At 72.7% G+C, this 17956-nt stretch carries 14 protein-coding genes and 2 pseudogenes; 11 read left to right on the top strand and 5 right to left on the bottom strand.

Annotation, left to right across the window (positions count from 1 at the left end):
• The first annotated feature begins 11 nt into the window (after nucleotides 1–11).
• The 3 genes from ACIPLC_RS08550 to ACIPLC_RS08540 all read left to right on the top strand — a co-directional run bounded on the left by ACIPLC_RS08550 (nucleotide 12) and on the right by ACIPLC_RS08540 (nucleotide 4201).
• A complete protein-coding gene (locus ACIPLC_RS08550) occupies nucleotides 12–917 on the top strand; it encodes a TIGR01777 family oxidoreductase (RefSeq protein WP_400472200.1) in 906 nt (301 codons plus the stop codon).
• A gap of 507 nt (nucleotides 918–1424) precedes the next feature.
• Entirely contained in the window at nucleotides 1425–2756 is a 1332-nt protein-coding gene (locus ACIPLC_RS08545; protein WP_400472199.1) for an NAD(P)/FAD-dependent oxidoreductase, read from the top strand.
• 221 nt (nucleotides 2757–2977) lie between these two features.
• Nucleotides 2978–4201, top strand: coding sequence for a cation:proton antiporter (locus ACIPLC_RS08540; protein WP_400472198.1), 1224 nt, complete (start codon nucleotides 2978–2980; stop codon nucleotides 4199–4201).
• A gap of 168 nt (nucleotides 4202–4369) precedes the next feature.
• Here the strand turns inward: ACIPLC_RS08540 and ACIPLC_RS08535 are convergent, their stop codons facing one another.
• The gene (locus ACIPLC_RS08535) at nucleotides 4370–6250 is read right to left on the bottom strand and encodes a regulator (protein ID WP_400472197.1); all 1881 of its coding nucleotides are present in this window, start codon (nucleotides 6248–6250) and stop codon (nucleotides 4370–4372) included.
• A 310-nt stretch (nucleotides 6251–6560) separates the two neighbouring features.
• On the opposite strand from ACIPLC_RS08535, the gene ACIPLC_RS08530 reads away from it, so the two are divergent.
• The 7 genes from ACIPLC_RS08530 to ACIPLC_RS08500 all read left to right on the top strand — a co-directional run bounded on the left by ACIPLC_RS08530 (nucleotide 6561) and on the right by ACIPLC_RS08500 (nucleotide 14016).
• The gene (locus tag ACIPLC_RS08530; protein WP_400472196.1) at nucleotides 6561–7322 is read left to right on the top strand and encodes a 3-hydroxybutyrate dehydrogenase; all 762 of its coding nucleotides are present in this window, start codon (nucleotides 6561–6563) and stop codon (nucleotides 7320–7322) included.
• A 140-nt stretch (nucleotides 7323–7462) separates the two neighbouring features.
• The gene (locus ACIPLC_RS08525; RefSeq protein ID WP_400472195.1) at nucleotides 7463–8830 is read left to right on the top strand and encodes an MFS transporter; all 1368 of its coding nucleotides are present in this window, start codon (nucleotides 7463–7465) and stop codon (nucleotides 8828–8830) included.
• Between the two features lie 59 nt (nucleotides 8831–8889).
• Nucleotides 8890–10797, top strand: a complete 1908-nt coding sequence (locus ACIPLC_RS08520; RefSeq protein ID WP_400472194.1) for a helix-turn-helix domain-containing protein — start codon at nucleotides 8890–8892, stop codon at nucleotides 10795–10797.
• A gap of 138 nt (nucleotides 10798–10935) precedes the next feature.
• The gene (lipB, locus tag ACIPLC_RS08515) at nucleotides 10936–11706 is read left to right on the top strand and encodes a lipoyl(octanoyl) transferase LipB (protein ID WP_400472460.1); all 771 of its coding nucleotides are present in this window, start codon (nucleotides 10936–10938) and stop codon (nucleotides 11704–11706) included.
• 138 nt (nucleotides 11707–11844) lie between these two features.
• Complete coding sequence (lipA, locus tag ACIPLC_RS08510) at nucleotides 11845–12801, top strand: lipoyl synthase (protein WP_400472193.1); 957 nt, start codon at nucleotides 11845–11847, stop codon at nucleotides 12799–12801.
• 222 nt (nucleotides 12802–13023) lie between these two features.
• A complete protein-coding gene (locus ACIPLC_RS08505) occupies nucleotides 13024–13203 on the top strand; it encodes a hypothetical protein (RefSeq protein WP_400472192.1) in 180 nt (59 codons plus the stop codon).
• Between the two features lie 123 nt (nucleotides 13204–13326).
• Nucleotides 13327–14016, top strand: a complete 690-nt coding sequence (locus tag ACIPLC_RS08500) for a DUF4191 domain-containing protein (protein ID WP_063347321.1) — start codon at nucleotides 13327–13329, stop codon at nucleotides 14014–14016.
• A 161-nt stretch (nucleotides 14017–14177) separates the two neighbouring features.
• Here ACIPLC_RS08500 and ACIPLC_RS08495 read toward each other — a convergent pair whose 3' ends face one another.
• Entirely contained in the window at nucleotides 14178–14645 is a 468-nt protein-coding gene (locus ACIPLC_RS08495) for an RDD family protein (protein WP_400472191.1), read from the bottom strand.
• 263 nt (nucleotides 14646–14908) lie between these two features.
• Between ACIPLC_RS08495 and glnA the strand changes: the two genes are divergently transcribed.
• Entirely contained in the window at nucleotides 14909–16321 is a 1413-nt protein-coding gene (glnA, locus tag ACIPLC_RS08490; protein WP_400472190.1) for a type I glutamate--ammonia ligase, read from the top strand.
• 513 nt (nucleotides 16322–16834) lie between these two features.
• Here the strand turns inward: glnA and ACIPLC_RS08485 are convergent.
• The 3 genes and pseudogenes from ACIPLC_RS08485 to ACIPLC_RS08475 form a co-directional block, all read right to left on the bottom strand.
• Nucleotides 16835–16990, bottom strand: a pseudogene (locus ACIPLC_RS08485) (DUF255 domain-containing protein); the annotation flags it as partial.
• Nucleotides 16991–17035: 45 nt separating this feature from the next.
• Complete coding sequence (locus tag ACIPLC_RS08480; RefSeq protein ID WP_400472473.1) at nucleotides 17036–17428, bottom strand: hypothetical protein; 393 nt, start codon at nucleotides 17426–17428, stop codon at nucleotides 17036–17038.
• Nucleotides 17429–17583: 155 nt separating this feature from the next.
• Nucleotides 17584–17727: pseudogene (locus ACIPLC_RS08475) on the bottom strand (hypothetical protein); the annotation flags it as partial.
• Nucleotides 17728–17956 lie beyond the last annotated feature (229 nt).

Genomic DNA, 17956 nt, shown 5'->3' with positions numbered 1-17956 from the left:
AGGATGGACGTATGCGCATCGCTGTCACAGGCTCCACTGGATTGATCGGTTCGGCTCTCGTCCGCTCCCTGCTGGCGGACGGCCACGAGGTGGTCCGGCTGGTCCGGCGCCGTTCCAGGACGGGCCCGCAGCCCGACGGCAGTACGGCCATCGGCTGGAACCCGCTGCTCGGCCAGGTCGAGCAGGACGGGCTCACCGGGGTCGAGGCGGTCGTGCACCTGGCCGGTGCCGGGGTCGGCGACCACCGCTGGACGGACGCCTACAAGCGGGAGATCCGGGAGAGCCGGGCACTCGGCACCGAAACGCTGGCCGTCGCGCTGGCCGCGCTCAAGGAGCCGCCCCGGGTGCTGGTCAGCGCCTCCGCGGTCGGCTGGTACGGGCAGACCGGCGACCGGGTGATCGACGAGGACTCCCCCGCCGGCGACGACTTCCTGGCCGAGGTCTGCGTGGAGTGGGAGGGGGCCGCGCGGCCGGCCGAACTGGCCGGGATCAGGGTCGTCCACCCGCGCACCGGGATGGTGCTGTCCGCGGCCGGCGGGGCCGGGGGGCGGCTGTTCCCGCTGTTCAAGCTGGGGCTGGGCGGGCGGCTCGGCGACGGGCGGCAGTACTGGAGCTTCATCTCGCTGGCCGACCAGGTCGCCGCGCTGCGGTTCCTGATCGACCGGGACGACCTCTCCGGCGCCGTCAACCTCACCGCGCCGGACCCCGTCACCAACGCCGAGCTGACCTCGGCGCTCGGACGGGCGCTGCGACGGCCGACCCCGTTCCCGGTGCCGGAGGCGGTGCTCAAGGTGGTGCTCGGCGAGCTGGCGGTCGAGGTGGTCGGCAGCCACCGGGTGGTGCCGCGGCGGCTGTTGGACGCGGGCTTCCGCTTCGCGCACCCGGACGTGGACGCGGCGGTGCGGGCCGCGCTCTGAGCGGCGGTTCGGGCGGCGTGTGACTGGCGGTGCGGACCGCGCCGTGAGCGGCGGTGTGAGCCGCGCTGTGAGTCGCGCTGTGAGCGACCGGCTCCGCGGAGCCCTGCGGTCCGCGGCGGGGCTCCGCGGCGGGCTTCGGCATGGGCTCCGGTGCGTCCCGCTGCGTACGACGGCTACGGCATTCGCCCTGGCCAGGGGCATATGCCGGGCGGAGATGGGTCGGGAGTCGGACGGGGCTCTGGGAGGGGGCGCATGGGAGCACACACCAGGCGCGTCGCACGCCCCTGGTGACCGTACGCGCCCGCCGACCCCGGAACCCGGCCCCAACGGCGCACTGTCCGTGACCGCGCCCCTGCCCGGTGCCGCACGCCCCATCCCGACCCTTGGATCGGGCCCGATGCGCTTGTCTGATGCTCACACTGACTGGGCATCACACCGTCGGACCGTGTCCCGGCACCCCGCTGCCTGCGTCGGCCGGAGCCCCGGGACCAGGGAGGGAGCACGCCAGTGCCCACATACGACTTCACCCGCCGCGCCCGCCACCCGTCCGACCCTGACGTCATCGTCGTCGGCGCCGGACTCGCCGGCCTGGCCGCCGCCCGCACGCTCACCGGCCGCGGCCTCACCGTCCAGGTCCTTGAGGCCACGGACCGGATCGGCGGCCGGATGGCCACCCGCGAACTGGACGGATTCCGGCTCGACGACGGCAGCCACCTGCTGAACACCGCCTTCCCCGAACTCCGCCGCGTCCTCGACCTCGATCGCCTCGACCTGCGTCCGCTCGCCCCCGGAGTCCTCGTGCACAGCGGCGGCCGCCGCTACCGCACCGGGGACCCGCAGCTCACCACCGCCCGGCAGGCCGCCACCCGCGCCCCACTCGGCAGCCCGCTGGACAAGGCCCGGCTCGGCAGCTGGCTCGGCCGGCTCGCCACCACCCCCGCCAACCGGCTCCAGGCCCGCCCGGAGACCACCACCACCCGAGCGCTCGCCGGCCACGGGCTCGCCCCGCGCACCCTCGACGGCTTCCTGCGGCCACTGCTCAGCGCGCTGCTGAGCGACCCGGCCCTCGGCACCAGCAGCCGGATCGCCGACCTCGTGCTGCGCTCCTACGCCCGCGGACGGCTCTGTCTGCCCGCCGGCGGGATCGCGGCCGTGCCGGCCCAACTGGCCACCGCCCTGCCCGCCGGCACCGTACGCACCGGAGTGCAGGTCACCTCGATCGCCGCCGACGGCGTGGAGACCGTCGCCCACGGGCGGATCGGCGCCCAGGCCGTCGTCCTCGCCACCGACGCCCGCTCCGCCGCCGAACTGCTACCCGGGCTGCGGCTGCCGGACTTCCACCCCGTCACGACCTTCTACCACGCGGCCGACCGCACCCCACTGGGCGAGGCCGTCCTGCTGCTCGACGGCGACCGGCCCGGCGGGCAGCCGCCGCTGGTCTCGCACTCGCTGGTGCTCAGCGAACTGCACCCCTCCTACGCCCCCGCCGGGCAGGCGCTGATCGCCACCACCGTGCTCGGGCGGCGCTCCTTCGACGCGAGCGGCCCGGCCGGACTGGAACCGGCGGTCCGGGCCCGGCTCGCCGAGCTGTACGGCGCCTCGACCACCGGCTGGCAGTTCCTGAACGTGCGGCACGTCCCGGACGCACTGCCCACGATGCCCCCGCCACACAATCCCCGGCGCCCGGTGCGGGTACTGGCCGGGCTGTACGTCGCCGGGGACCACCGGGACACCAGCAGCGTGCAGGGCGCGCTGGTCTCCGGGCGGCGGGCGGCTCAGGCGGTGCTGCGCGACCTCGGCGTCCCGGCCGACGCCCGGGAGGCCGAGGCGGCGGCCTGACGGGCTCCCGGCCTGTCGGGCCCTCGGTCGACTGGGTCCTCGGTCGACTAGGTCCTCGGCCGGCTGGGCTCCCGGCCCGTCGGGTCCTCGGCCGGCTGAATCCCTGACCGACTGGGTGCCCGGAACACGCTGACGGTCTGCCGGAGTGACGGACCGGCGGCATGCCAGGATGCCGATATGACCGCTCATCGGATGATTTCCACGGTACGGCCGGTTGCGCGGTGAGCGCCGCCGTCCAGCCGGTGGCCCTGATCCTGATCCCCGCCGCAGCCGTCGCCGCGCCGCTGCTCGCCGACCGCCTGCTGCGGTGGATCGCCGTCCCGACCGTCGTGTTCGAGATCGTGCTCGGCGTCCTGATCGGCCCCGATGTCCTGAACTGGGCGCACGTCGACGACCTGGTCAACGCGTTCTCCCAGTTCGGCCTGGCCATGCTGATGTTCCTGGCCGGGTACGAGATCGACTTCGCCAAGCTGCGCGGCGGCCCGCTGAAACGGGCGGGCACCGCGTGGTCGGTCTCCCTCGTGGTGGCGCTCGGCGTGGGCGCGCTGGTCAACCGGGACCCGTTGAACGGCGCCTTCGCCGGCCTCGCGCTCACCACCACCGCCCTCGGGACCATCCTGCCGATCCTCCGCGACTCCGGCGAACTACCCACCCCCTTCGGCTCGTTGGTGATGGCCACCGGGGCGGTCGGCGAGTTCGGGCCGATCATCGCGATCGCCATCCTGCTCAGCGGCAACTCCCCGGCCCGGACGGCCGCCATCCTCGGCGCCTTCGCGGTGATCACCGCCGTCGCGGTCCTCGGCGCCCGGCGCCCCCGGCCCGCCTGGGCCACCCGGCTCATCGAGCGCACCCTGCGCACCTCCGGGCAGTTCGCGATCCGGGCGGTGATCCTGGTGCTCGCCGTCATGGTGGCCGCCGCGATCTGGCTCGACCTGGACATGCTGCTCGGCGCCTTCACCGCCGGGATCGTCTCCCGGCTGCTGCTCTCCGACATCCGCCAGGCCGAGGAGGAGGTGATCGAGGCCAAGCTGGAGAGCATCGGCTTCGGCTTCCTGGTGCCGGTGTTCTTCGTGGTCAGCGGGATGAACTTCGACCTGACCGCCCTGCTGGACGACCCCGGCACGATACTGCTCGTCCCGGTGTTCCTGCTGCTGCTCCTGGCCGTGCGCGGGCTGCCCGCCGGGCTGCTCGCCCCGGCCGGACTCGGCCGGCGGGACCGCGCGGCGCTCGGACTGTACGGCGCGACGGCGCTGCCGCTGGTCGTGGTGATCACCACCATCGAGGTGGACGACGGCCACCTGCCGTCCTCGACGGCGGCCGCGCTGGTCGGCGCCGGCATGCTCTCGGTGCTGGTGTTCCCGCTGGTGGCGCAGCGGGTGCGCGGCGGCGTCCGGCCACCCTCGACGGCGGCCGGGCAGCCGCGCGTCCGGGCCGAGAGCTGGTGAGCCGCTTCGCTCCCGGCCGTCTCCGGGCCGCTGGGAGCCGGTGCCGGACGGGTGGGCCCTTCGGCCCGGGGCAGGCCCGGGCCGGACGGGTCTCCAGGGCCGCCGGGGCTCGCCCGACCGGCCCCGGCCTTCCCTAGGGCGTGTCCGGCAAGATCCGCCGGACACGCCCTAGATCACGCCCGCCTGGCGGGCCGTCTCCTCGAAGGCGCGGGCCACCGGGCTGCCCCGGTAGGGGGTGAGGCGGCGGTGGAAGTCCCGGACGTACTCCAGCGAGCGGGCCGAGCGCATCTCCCCCGCCGCCCGCAGCGCGTCGGTCGCCATGGTGCAGGCCTCGTCGAGGTCCCCCATGCCGAGCCGGGCGGTGGCCAGCACCAGCCGGCAGAAGATCCGGCTGCGCGCGTAGGCGGGTGAGCGCAGCCGCAGCGACTTCTCGGCGTGCTGCGCGGAGGTGCGCCACTGCTGGAGGTCGCGGTAGCAGTGGGCGAACTCGTCGGAGAGTTGAGCCTCGTCGAAGTACCGTGCCCAGGAAGGCAGTTCGTCGCCGGCCCGGGCCGCGGCGAGCGCCCGCTCGGAGCGCACCAGGGCGGTGGTGCAGGCCCGGACGTCACCCAGCAGGCCGTGCCCGCGCGCCTCGGCGGCGTGCATCAGCGACTGGACCACCGGCGGCACGGTGGTGCCCACGCCCTGCTGGGCGACCCGGGCCAGTTGGACGGCCTCCCGCCCGTGGCCCAGGTGGACGGCCTGCTGGCTCATCGTCACCAGGACGTACCCGCCGAGCGCGCGGTCCCCCGCCGCCTGGGACAGGCGCAGCGCCTGGACGAAGTAGCGCTGGGCGAGGCCGTGCGCGGCGATGTCGAAGGACGTCCAGCCGGCCAGCCTGGTCAGGTCGGCGACGGCGCCGAACAGCGCCCGACCGATCTGCTCGCCGTAGCGGCCGCGCAGCATCGGCTCGGCCTCGCTCTCCAGGTAGCGGACCAGCGCCTGCCGGGCGTGCCCGCCGCCGTAGGCGTGGTCGAGCGCCCGGAAGAGGTCGCCGACGGCGCGGATGGCGGCGATGTCGCCGCGGCCGACCCGCAGGGCGGGGCGCGGCTCGCGGGCCGGTTCGGTGTACGGCGGCTCGACGGCGGCCGGCGGGCGCCGGCTCTGGGTGGGCACCCGGCCGATGGTGGGCACGGCGGGGCCGGCCGCCCCCGGCACGGGGCGCAGGCCGGCGGCACCGGGGGCCTGGCCGCGCGCCGGGCTCAGGGGGGAAGCGCCGGGCGTACCGGGCGCGGCGGGCGTACCGGGCGTGCCCGGCGGGCCGGTCGGGGCGGGGGCACCCTGGGAGGCCGCGGCGGTGACGGAGGGCGGACCGGTGGCGGCGTCGGGGCGGGCCATCGTCGAGCCGTCCCGGGCGACGCGCTCGTCGGTGCGGCCGATCAGCCAGTCCCGGCTGGGGACGACCAGGCCGGCCGGGGTGAAGGCGATCCGGCGGAGTTCGGACTGCGGGCCGTTGTCCTTGCGCCACATGCTCGCCACGATGTCCACCGCCTCCTGCGGGGTCTCGGCGAACTCCAGGCCCGCGTACACCGGGGCGCAGGCGTCCAGGCCGAGGTCCTGGGCGGTGAGGCGGCGGCCGAGGCGGCGGGTGAAGACCTCGGCGATCAGCGCGGGGGTGGCGCCGCGCGGCTGCTGGCCGCGCAGCCAGCGGGTGACCGAGGTCTTGTCGTAGCGCAGGTCGAGGCCGTGTTCCAGGCCGAGCTGGTCGACCCGGCGGGCCAGGCCCGCGTGCGAGAAGCCGGCTTCCTCGATGAGCGCGGCGAGTTGGCCGTTCTGCGGGGCCGGTCCGGAGTGCCCGGAGTGGCCGCCGACCGGCGCGGGCGCGGGGGCGGCGGGTTCGTGCCGGTCGGTTGTGGCCTGCGCGGGCAGCCGCAGTTCGTCGGCGGTCGGGGCGTCGGCGGTCAGGGCGTCGGGGGCGTCCGGCAGGGTCCGGCCGACCGGGCCTCGGTGGTGGCCGAGCGGGTCGAGCGGTCCGTACGCCGGGCTGTCGGTTGCAGGCCGTTGGGGCATGTCAGTCAACACCTCTCGGACGTCGCACCGGGCTCTACCAGCACTTCGGCTGCCTGGGGCGGCGCCCCCTGTCGGGAATCGGCGTGAATGTAGCGAGCATTCGGGCGCTATGGGTGGATCTGACCGAGCAATCCTCCGAACGGGTGAAGCAACCGCGCCCATTGTGGGGAAGCACGGATGGCACGGGTTTGGCCTTCCGCGGTCGAACCGTCGATCGGCCGTCATAGCGGTGGACACCACAGCCCGCCGGGATGCTGTAGCGGCCCACCACATGGGAGCCGGGCCCCCGGATTTCCTAGCGTTCTCGGCCATGGACACCACTACAGCCCGCCCGCTCGACGGCCGGACGGCCCTGGTCACCGGGGCCGCCTCGGGCATCGGCCGGGCCTGCGCCGAGGCCTTCGCCGCGGCCGGCGCCCGGGTCTACGTCGTCGATCTCGCGGCCGGCCCGGCCCGGGAGCTCGCGGAGCGGATCGGCGGCCGCGCCGTCGTCGCGGACCTCGCCGACCCGGAGGCCGTGGAGGCCCTGCCGGCCGACGCCGACATCGTGGTCAACAACGCCGGTCTCCAACACGTCGCGCCCGTCCACGAGTTCCCGCCCGACCGCTTCACCCTCATCCAACGCGTCATGGTCGAGGCGCCGTTCCGCATCCTGCGCCGCACTCTCCCGCACATGTACGAGCGGGAGTGGGGCCGGGTGGTCAACATCTCCTCCGTCCACGGCCTGCGCGCCAGCGCCTTCAAGTCCGCCTACGTCACCGCCAAGCACGCCCTGGAGGGCCTCAGCAAGACCGTCGCCCTGGAGGGCGCCCCCTACGGCGTCACCAGCAACTGCATCAACCCGGGCTACGTCCGGACTCCGCTGGTGGAGCAGCAGATCGCGAGCCAGGCGCTCGCCCACGGCATCCGCGAGGACGAGGTCGTCGAGCGGATCATGCTCGAACGCACGGCCGTCAAGCGCCTCATCGAACCCGACGAAATCGCCCAACTCGCCCTCTGGCTCTGCTCCCCGCCCGCCTCCTACATCACCGGCGCCAGCCTCCCCGTCGACGGCGGCTGGACGGCGCACTGAGCGGCGGCACCTGGCCGCCCTCCCCAGGCCGACCCCCGGGACTATGTGGGCGACCCACATAGTCCCGGGGGACGCGCCTTCCTACCTTGTGGCGACATCCCTTGTGACGACATCCTCCCCCCGGCCCGGAAGTGGTGACCATGAACGCCTCCGCACCAGCCACGGCAGCCACCCGCTCACTCCCACGGGTCGTGGCCGCCAGTCTCATCGGGACCACGATCGAGTGGTACGACTACTTCTTGTACGGAACAGCGGCCGCGCTGGTGTTCAACAAGCTGTTCTTCCCGAACACCGATCCGCTGACGGGGACGCTGCTGTCCTTCCTCACCTATGCGATCGGGTTCGCGGCGCGGCCGATCGGGGCGCTGGTGTTCGGGCACTTCGGGGACCGGGTCGGACGGAAGAAGCTGCTCGTCGTCAGCCTGCTGCTGATGGGCGGGTCGACCACGCTGATCGGGGTGCTGCCCACCTACAGCTCCATCGGGGCGGCGGCACCGGTGCTGTTGACGGTGCTGCGGCTGGTGCAGGGCTTCGCGCTCGGCGGGGAGTGGGGCGGGGCGGTGCTGCTGGTGTCGGAGCACGGGGACCAGCGGCGGCGCGGGTTCTGGGCGTCCTGGCCACAGGGCGGGGCACCGGCCGGGAACCTGCTGGCGGCGGGGGTGCTGTCGCTGCTGACGGCGGTGCTGTCGGAGGACGCGTTCCTGTCGTGGGGGTGGCGGGTGCCGTTCCTGCTGTCGGCGGTGCTGGTCGGGGTCGGGCTGTGGATCCGGCTGGCGGTCGACGAGTCGCCGCTGTTCAAGCAGGCGCTGGCGGCCCAGCGGCAGCGGGCGGTCGTCGAACAGCCGCCGCTGGTGGCGGTGTTGCGGAACCACTGGCGGGAGGTGCTGGTGGCGATGGGCGCACGGATGGCGGAGAACATCTCGTACTACGTGATGACCACCTTTGTGCTGACGTACGCCGTCACCCACGCGCACTTCTCCAAGCAGACCGCGCTGAACGCCGTGCTGATCGGCTCGGCGATCCAGTTCGCGCTGATCCCGCTGTTCGGAGCGCTGTCCGACCGGGTCGGGCGCAAGCCGGTGTACCTGGTGGGCGCGGTCGGGGTGGGCGTCTGGGCGTTCGTCTTCTTCGGACTGGTGGACACCAGGTCGTTCGGACAGCTGGTGGTCGCGGTGACGGTCGGGCTGGTCTTCCACAGCGCGATGTACGCACCGCAGGCGGCGTTCTTCTCCGAGCTGTTCGCCACCCGGATGCGGTACTCGGGCGCCTCGATCGGGGCCCAGTTCGCCTCGGTGGCGGCCGGCGCGCCCGCGCCGCTGATCGCGACCGCGCTGCTCAAGGACTACGGCAGCGCCACCCCGATCTCGGTCTACGTGGCGATCGCGGCGGCGATCACCGTGCTGGCGGTGCTGTGCGGGCGGGAGACCAGGAACACCGACCTGACGGACGTGGAGGGGGCGGTGGAACCGGAGGCCGCCGCCGTGGTCGCCAAGCCCGCCACCGCCTGACGGCCGAGCCGCTACGATCGCGCTTGCGCCGGACACGACGCCGATTGGCGGCACGCACCATGAACGACCCTCACGAAAGCGCCGCGCCCGCGCTGCGGCGGCTGCTCGACCTGCTCGCCTCCGGCGCCGCCACCGAGGACTTCGCCGACGTGCTGGCCGACGCCCGCCGCCGCGGGGCGCCGGCCGCCGTCCTCGCCGAGATCGACGACGCCACCTGGCAGGCCCTCCGGGTGCACCGCACGCTGCGTCAACACCGGCGCCGCGAAGCCGAGTTGACCGCCCTGTTCGACACCGCCGGGGACCTCGCCGCCTCCCGGGAACTGGACACCGTGCTCCAGGCGATCGTCCGCCGCGCCCGGATGCTGCTCGGCACCGACACCGCGTACCTGACCCTGCCGGACGAGGCCGCCGGCGACACCTACATGCGGGTCACCGACGGCTCGGTCTCCGTCCTGTTCCAGACCCTGCGGCTCAGCCTCGGCCACGGCCTGGGCGGCCTGGTCGCGCAGACCGCCCGCCCGTACGCCACCCCCGACTACCGCACCGACGAACGGTTCCACCACACCGGCACGATCGACGCGGGCGTGCTGGACGAGGGCCTGGTGGCGATCATCGGGGTGCCGCTGCTGCTCGGCGGCGAGGTCATCGGGGTGCTGTTCGCCGCCGACCGCTCACCCCGCGCCTTCTCCCCCGACGAGGTCGCGCTGCTCTGCACGCTGGCCGCGCACGCCGCGATCGCCCTGGACACCGCCAAGTCGCTGGCCGACACCCGGGCCGCGCTCGCCGAACTGAACAGCGCCAACGAACTGGTCCGCGCCCACTCGGCCGCCGTCCAGCGCGCCGAACAGGCCCACGACCGGCTCACCGACCTGGTGCTGCGCGGCGCCGAGGTGCCGGATGTCGCCGCCGCCGTCGCGGCCCTGCTGGGCGGCGAGATAGCCGTACTCGACGCCGAGGGCGAGCCGCTGGCCGGGCGGTCCACGCCCGCCGGCGAACTGGCGGAGGCGGTCGCCGCGTCCCGGGCCGAGGGGCGGTCCGTCCGGCACGGCGAGCTGTGGGTGTGCGCGGTGCTGGCCGGGCACGACGCGCTCGGCACCCTGGTGCTGCGCGGACGCCCCGGCCTCGACGACGCGGACCGGCGGCTGTTCGAGCGGGCCAGCGTGGTGACCGCGCTGCTCCTGCTGCTGCGCCGCTCGGTGGCCGAGACCGAGAACAGGGTCCGCGGCGAACTGCTCACCGACCTGCTGACCGCCCCCGACCGCGACCCGGCCGGGCTCACCGCGCGCGGCCGCCGGCTCGGCGTCGACCTCGCCCGCCCGCACCTGGTCCTGGTCGCCGAACCGGCCGAACCCGCCGGGCCCCCCGTCCCCGACCGCGGCCGGCTGGCCGGGGCCGCCCGGCGGTACCTGTTCGGCTCCCGGGGCGTCAGCGCCGAGCACGGCGAGGCGGTGGTGCTGCTGGTCCCGGAGGCCGGCGACCCGGAGGAGGCCGCGCGGCAGGCCGCCGAGCGGCTGGCCCGGCTGGCCGGGTTCCCGGTCACCGTGGGCGCCGGCCGCCCGGCCGCCGGCCCGCCTGCGCTGGCCGCCTCGTACGCCGAGGGCCTGCGCTGCGTCCGGGCACTGCGGGTGCTCGGCCGCGCCGGGGAGGGCGCCTCGGCCCGCGCGCTGGGCTTCCTCGGGGTACTGCTCGGCGACGGGCACGACGTGGACGGCTTCGTCGGCTCGGCGCTCGGCCCGCTGCTCGCCTACGACGCCCGGCGCGGCACCGAACTGGTCCGCACCCTGCGCGCCTACTTCGACTGCGGGGGCAGCCTCACCCGTGCCAAGGACGAACTGCACGTCCACGTGAACACCGTCGTCCAGCGGCTGGACCGGGTCGAGGCGCTGCTCGGCCCGGACTGGAACCACCCCGAGCGCTCGCTCGAACTCCAGCTGGCGCTGCGGCTGCAACTGCTCGCGGGGGGCTGAAGGGCCCGCACGGGGGGGCTGAGCGGCCCGTACGGGCGGCTGAACCGTCCGTACGGGCGTGGGCGTACAGTGGCGAGGTTGGTCTCGAACGCCTGGCAAGGAGCGGCAGCGGTGAGCGAGAACGTGCGTTTCGTTCGAATGGGGATAGGCGAGGGCGCCATCGCCTACCAGGAGGCCTGGGAGGAGCAGCAGCGCCTGCACGCGCTGCGGGTCGCGGACGAGATCCCCGACACCGTGCTGCTGCTGGAGCACCAGCCCGTCTACACGATGGGCAAGCGCACCAACCCCGCCGACCTGCCGCTGGACGGCACCCCGGTGGTCGAGGTCAACCGGGGCGGGGAGATCACCTGGCACGGCCCCGGCCAGCTGGTCGGCTACCCGATCGTCAAGCTGCCCGACCCGATCGACGTGGTCGCGTACGTCCGCCGGCTGGAGGAGGCGCTGATCCGCGCCTGCGCCGAGTTCGGCGTCGGGACCACCCGGGTCGAGGGCCGCAGCGGCGTCTGGGTGCTGGGCGAGTCCATCCCGGACGCCGTGGTGGACCCGGCGCAGGTGGTGGACATCGGCAAGCTGACCCTGCGGATGGGCCTGCCCCTGGGCATCGACCCCCGGCTGGCCGGCCCCGAGTACGCGCCGTCCAACGCCGGCCAGCGCGGCGACGACCGCAAACTCGCCGCGATCGGCGTCCGGGTCGCCCGCGGGGTCACCATGCACGGCTTCGCGCTCAACTGCGACCCGGACATGACCTGGTTCGACCGGATCGTGCCGTGCGGCATCCGGGACGCCGGCGTCGCCTCGCTCGCCGGCGAGCTGGGGCGCGACTTCACCGTCGGCGAGGCGCTGCCGGTGGTCGAGCGCCACCTCGCGGACGTGTTCGCGGAGCTGCCCGAACCGGCTCTCGCCCGCTGACCCCCGACCCGGACATTTCCCGGGAATCTACCGGCCAGTAGCGCTGTTGCCCTGCGATTGCGGGGCAACGGGCCCCGCGAAGGCCGTACAACCACAGGCGTACCCTGGGGGTACCCCGTCTAGTTCTAGGAGTCGCACGTGTCCGCTGTCGCGCCCGACGGCAGGAAGCTGCTCCGCCTGGAGGTCCGCAACAGCGAGACCCCCATCGAGCGGAAGCCCGAGTGGATCAAGACCCGCGCGAAGATGGGCCCGGAGTACAACGCCCTCCAGTCGCTGGTGAAGAAGGAGGGGCTGCACACCGTCTGCCAGGAAGCCGGCTGCCCCAACATCTTCGAGTGCTGGGAGGACCGCGAGGCGACCTTCCTCATCGGCGGCGACCAGTGCACCCGCCGCTGCGACTTCTGCCAGATCGACACCGGCAAGCCCGCCGAGTTCGACCGGGACGAGCCGCGCCGGGTCGCCGAGTCCATCGTCACGATGGACCTCAACTACGCCACCATCACCGGCGTCGCCCGCGACGACCTGCCGGACGGCGGCGCCTGGCTGTACGCCGAGACCGTGCGCCAGGTGCACGCGATGACCGCCGACCGCGAGAGCGGCCGCACCGGCGTCGAGCTGCTGATCCCCGACTTCAACGCGGTGCCCGAGCAGCTGGCCGAGGTCTTCTCCTCCCGTCCCGAGGTGCTCGCGCACAACGTCGAGACGGTGCCGCGGATCTTCAAGCGGATCCGCCCGGCCTTCCGCTACGAGCGCTCGCTCGACGTCATCACCCAGGCCCGCGCGGCCGGGCTGGTGACCAAGTCCAACCTGATCCTCGGCATGGGCGAGACCCGCGAGGAGGTCAGCCAGGCGCTGGCCGACCTGGTCGGCGCCGGCTGCGAGCTGATCACCATCACCCAGTACCTGCGCCCCTCGCTGCGCCACCACCCGGTGGAGCGCTGGGTCAAGCCGCACGAGTTCGTCGAGCTCCAGCAGGAGGCCGAGGAGCTGGGCTTCGCCGGGGTCATGTCGGGCCCGCTGGTGCGCTCCTCCTACCGGGCCGGTCGGCTGTACCGGCAGGCGCTGGAGCGGCGCGAGCAGGCCGCGGCGGTCTGATCCGGCTGATCCGGCCGATCTGGCCGATCGGGCTGGTCGGCTGGTCCGGCCGATCCGGCGCTTTTGAGCCACCCGCATGCGGGCGAAGGGCGGGGCCTCGGCTCCGCCCTTTCGGTTTCACCGCGCTTTGACTGGCCTGTCACCGCCTGGTAACACGGAGTGGTGACGATGGATTCGTTGCGATCGTTCGATTCTTCTCAGCCACGAGGGGAGCTGTTCGGCATGCGGATGCGCATCCGGTCGGTGGGGGTCGCGCTGCGGTTCGCCGAGAGCGTCCTGCTGGCGGGCGGCCAGCGGCAGGCCCGGCGCAACGCCTGGGCGGCGGTCTGCGAGAACCGCCGGTACGCGGCGGACCGCCGGCACGACGCGCGGGCGGCGGGGACCTCACCACCCCGGCGGTGACGGGCGCCGTCGACGCCGCCGCCGGTCGCTGTGTGCGACGACACAGGGCACTCGGGTTACGGATCGGGCGAACGGGTACCCGGGCTTGGATATCCCGCACCCGTGCCACGTACCATGAGCGTTATGGCGAGGGAAACATCCGAGAACCCCGGGCGACTGAAGCAGATCCGTCTGGCGTACACCATGACCAAGAAGGTCGACACCAAGATCGGCCTGATCATCGCCGGCGTCGGCCTGCTGACCTTCGGCGTGTTCCTCGCCATCGGCTTCGCAATCGACCACCCGATCTACCTGGGCATCCTGGGCTTCATCGTGGCCTTCCTGGCCATGGCGATCGTCTTCGGGCGCCGGGCCGAACGCGCGGCGTTCGGACAGATGGAGGGGCAGCCGGGCGCCGTTGCGGCGGTGCTGAACAACATCCGACGCGGCTGGAGCTCCAACTCCACCCCGGTCGCGGTCACCCGCAACCAGGACGCGGTCTACCGCGCGGTGGGCCGGGCCGGGATCGCGCTGATCGGCGAGGGCAACCCGAACCGGGTGCGCCAGCTGCTGGCCTCCGAGAAGAAGAAGATGGCCCGGGTGGTCGGCGACGTGCCGGTGCACGACATCGTGGTGGGCACCGGCGAGGGCGAGATCCCGCTCAAGAAGCTGCAGATCCACCTGATGCGACTGCCCCGCGCGATCACCGCCTCCCAGGTCACCGAGACCAACGACCGTCTGCGGGCCCTGGGCGACCTGCTCTCCAAGGCGCCGATCCCCAAGGGCCCGATGCCCAAGGGCGCCCGGATGCCCAAGGGCGGCCAGGCCCGCTGACGCTCCCCCGACCACAACGCTGAACGGCCCCGCCGCGGAGATCCCGCGTCGGGGCCGTTCAGCGTTGTGCGGCACGGCTGTTGAGCAGTGGGACCGCTGGGAACCGTCGGACCCAGGGCGTGTCCGGCGGATCTTGCCGGCCCCGCGACACCGGACCTGCCCTAGATCCGAACCTCGACGGTGCCGACCGCCTTGTCGTGCAGACCGCGGGTGTCGCGGTCCCAGACCAGCGGCGGCACCACCAGGCAGAGCAGCAGGGTGCGCAGCAGCACCTGCGGGATGGTCGCGCGGCCGCCGTCCAGGCGGATCACCCGGAGGCCGAACAGTCGCTTGCCGACCGTCGTACCGGTGGTGGCGAGCAGCACCGCCGCGACCAGGAAGTAGAGCGGACTGGTCCACAGGTTCGCCTCGGCCGGGCTGCCCTTGCCGATCAGCCCGTAGGCGATCAGGGCGACCAGCCAGCCGTCCACGAACAGTGCGCCGACCCGGCGGCCGGGGCCCGCGATCGAGCCGGGGCTCTCCTCGGGCAGGCCGAGGCGCTCGCCGCGGTAGCCGAAGTCGGCTCCCATCTTCTCGGCGGCCGCCTTCGGGCCGTCGATCCACGATCCCAACGCTTCTCTGGTGTCCACGAATCCACATTAACCGGGCGACCCGTCCGCACCGCCACCGCCTCCCCCGAACGCCACGGGCGGGTGAATCGCACCGCCGGAGCTTTCCGAGTGGTCCAGACCACTCGCGGGAAGCCGGGCCTGGCGGCGGTGCATTTTGCCCCGTCCCGTACGTCTTTGCCACCCGATCGGCGGGCGTGGTTAACATTTACGAAACGACCGGGTCACCGGCTGGAAACGGCCCGTTCCTAGGGTGAGCCCCATTCGCACGCCGAGGAGGATGGATGTTCAACAACGCCGCCGAAGTGAAGCAGTTCATTCAGGACAACGACGTGAAGTTCGTCGATGTCCGCTTCTGCGATCTGCCGGGCGTCATGCAGCACTTCTCCGTACCTGCGGCGACCTTCGACCCGTCCGAGACCCTGATGTTCGACGGCTCGTCGATCCGCGGCTTCCAGGCCATCCACGAGTCCGACATGGCCCTGGTCCCGGACCTCGCCACGGCCCGGCTCGACCCCTTCCGGGTCGAGAAGCACCTCAACATCAACTTCTTCATCCAGGACCCGGTCACCGGCGAGGCCTACAGCCGCGACCCGCGCAACGTCGCCAAGAAGGCCGAGGCCTACCTCGCCTCCTCCGGCATCGCCGACACCGCGTTCTTCGGGCCCGAGGCCGAGTTCTACGTCTTCGACTCGGTCCGCTTCGAGACCAGCGCCAACGCGTCCTTCTACCACATCGACTCGGAGGCCGGCGCCTGGAACTCCGGCGCCGCCGAGGGCGACGTCCGCGGCTACAAGGTCAAGTACAAGGGCGGCTACTTCCCCACCCCGCCGGTGGACCACTTCGCCGACCTGCGGGCCGAGATGTCGCTCGAACTGGCCAAGTCCGGCCTCGAAGTAGAGCGCCAGCACCACGAGGTCGGCACGGCCGGCCAGGCCGAGATCAACTACAAGTTCAACACCCTGCTGCACGCCGCCGACGACCTGATGCTGTTCAAGTACATCATCAAGAACGTCGCCTGGCGCAACGGCAAGACGGCCACCTTCATGCCGAAGCCGATCTTCGGCGACAACGGCTCGGGCATGCACGTCCACCAGTCGCTGTGGACCGAGGGCTCGCCGCTCTTCTACGACGAGCAGGGCTACGCCGGCCTCTCCGACATCGCCCGCTACTACATCGGCGGCCTGCTCCGGCACGCCCCCTCGCTGCTGGCCTTCACCAACCCGTCGGTGAACTCCTACCACCGCCTGGTCCCGGGCTTCGAGGCGCCGGTCAACCTCGTCTACTCCCAGCGCAACCGCTCGGCCGCGATCCGCATCCCGATCACCGGCTCCAACGCCAAGGCCAAGCGCATCGAGTTCCGCGCGCCCGACCCCTCCTCCAACCCGTACCTGGCCTTCTCCGCCATGCTGATGGCCGGCCTCGACGGCATCCGCAACAAGATCGAGCCCCTGGAGCCGGTCGACAAGGACCTCTACGAGCTGGCCCCCGAGGAGCACGCCAACGTCCCGCAGGTGCCCTCCTCCCTCCCGGCCGTCCTCGACGCCCTGGAGGCCGACCACGAGTACCTGCTCGCTGGCAACGTCTTCACCCCGGACCTGATCGAGACCTGGATCGACTTCAAGCGCACCAACGAGATCGCCCCCATCGCCCTGCGCCCCCACCCGCACGAGTTCGAGCTGTACTACGACCTGTAGAACCCCCTCTGACCTGCGGAAACGCAGTTCGATCTCTCATCGTTTCCGCAGGTCAGCGCTTCGCTGACCTGCGGAAACGCGTTCGGCCGACTCGTGTCGATAGGCCCTGGGGCTCGCGATGTGAAAGGGGAGTGCACTGAGTTCGATCTCGACACAGGACCTCTCACTGGCCTGAACCGCCACAAAGCACTCTTGACCACGTGACGATGGGTAGTCGTCAGCTGTGCGCCGTTGTCCCCGCCGCTGCGCGCTCGACCGGGGTCTCCCAACCGAGCGCTTTTGCGAAGCCGCAATCAAGTCCTCAGCGTCCATCACCAGGCGTCCCGAGCTGACCATCTGTGTCCCAGAGACTCCGCCTGCGCGCCAGACCGCACGCGTCGGGTCAAGCCGCACTCTGCGGCCCGTCGGCGAACCAACTCCAACCGGCCCGATCCGCCTCGGCTCGCGAACCCCGAGCGGCGCAACTTGTGTGCCATCACGGGACGCCAGTTGACTTGTCGTCAGAAGCGGTAACCAATGGCAGGATGCGTACCCCACCGAGAGGAGGATGGGTACGTCCCGCCTTGCTGCTTCTGACATCGCCTCCTCTCCCCACTCCCACCAGTCCACAGGATTGGTGGCGTGCTGCTGGAGATACGGCGACTGGGCGTGCACCAGTCGATTCACCATGCCTGGAGTATCCCAGCCCGCCAGCGCTCTCTGGGGACGGTCCCATCAACACACCGATACCGCATGCGCATCAGATCGAATCCGGGCCCGGCACCCACCCGCGCGGTACGGCCCCAGTCCTCGGCCCGGGTAGCCGCGCTGTCGGATCTCCTCGAACAGGCGCCGGGCGATGGTGTGGCCCTCGGCCAACCGCTGGTGGAGGTAGGGCTTGCAGGGGTCGAGGATGCTGGTGCGTCCGGTCCAGCGGCCGACCAGCAGCTCGTCCGGGTCCTTCGCGCCGGCCAGCCGGCGGACTGTATTGCGGGCCAGGCCCCGTCGTCGGCCGATGGCGCGCAGGCTGAACCCATCCTGGATGAGCGCATGGACGGCGGCGTGCTTTTCGCGGACCCGGTCGGACAGCCGGCCGGTCCGGCGGGGCTCGGAGCTGACGGACGCCAAGGCGACAGCCGGAGCCGGCTCGCCAGGGCAAGGGCGAGCTGCTGCAGCACGGTCTGCAGGCCCTGGCTCCGACTACCGTGACGGAAGGTCGGCCCCGCCGCCTGCTCGACGAACGTGGCCCTGGGGCAAGCTCGTTCACCGTAGCGGAACCGTCGGACCCGTAACTCGACCACCACCCGACGCCCGCCCGCCGCACTGTCGTCCAACCTCCGCACGTAGCTGCTGTGCACCCGGGTCGAGACGGTTTCGCACGACGGACAGCCCGCCTCGCTGCCGGTCGTGGCGGCGTGGACGGTCACGCGGTCGGCACGGATGGTCAGGGTGTTGACCGCGACGTCGGCACTGCGGAGCCAGAGGTTTTGGAGAAGATCGTCAGCCACAATCGTTCATGATCGCGGTTCCGGTGACGCTCCGTGGCCCTGGCACGGAAAGTGGCTCTGTCGCTGATTGAGGGGTGCGTGCCGACCGTGCTCGGGTGGTGGGCATGACCTGGGCGTGATGGATGCGGTGCGTGTGGCGGACCTTCTC

It is taken from the genome of Kitasatospora sp. NPDC086801, assembly GCF_044745805.1.
Classification (GTDB): Bacteria; Actinomycetota; Actinomycetes; order Streptomycetales; family Streptomycetaceae; genus Kitasatospora.
Note: the sequence above shows the minus strand (reverse complement) of the source record. Positions and strands in the feature narration are given on the sequence as shown.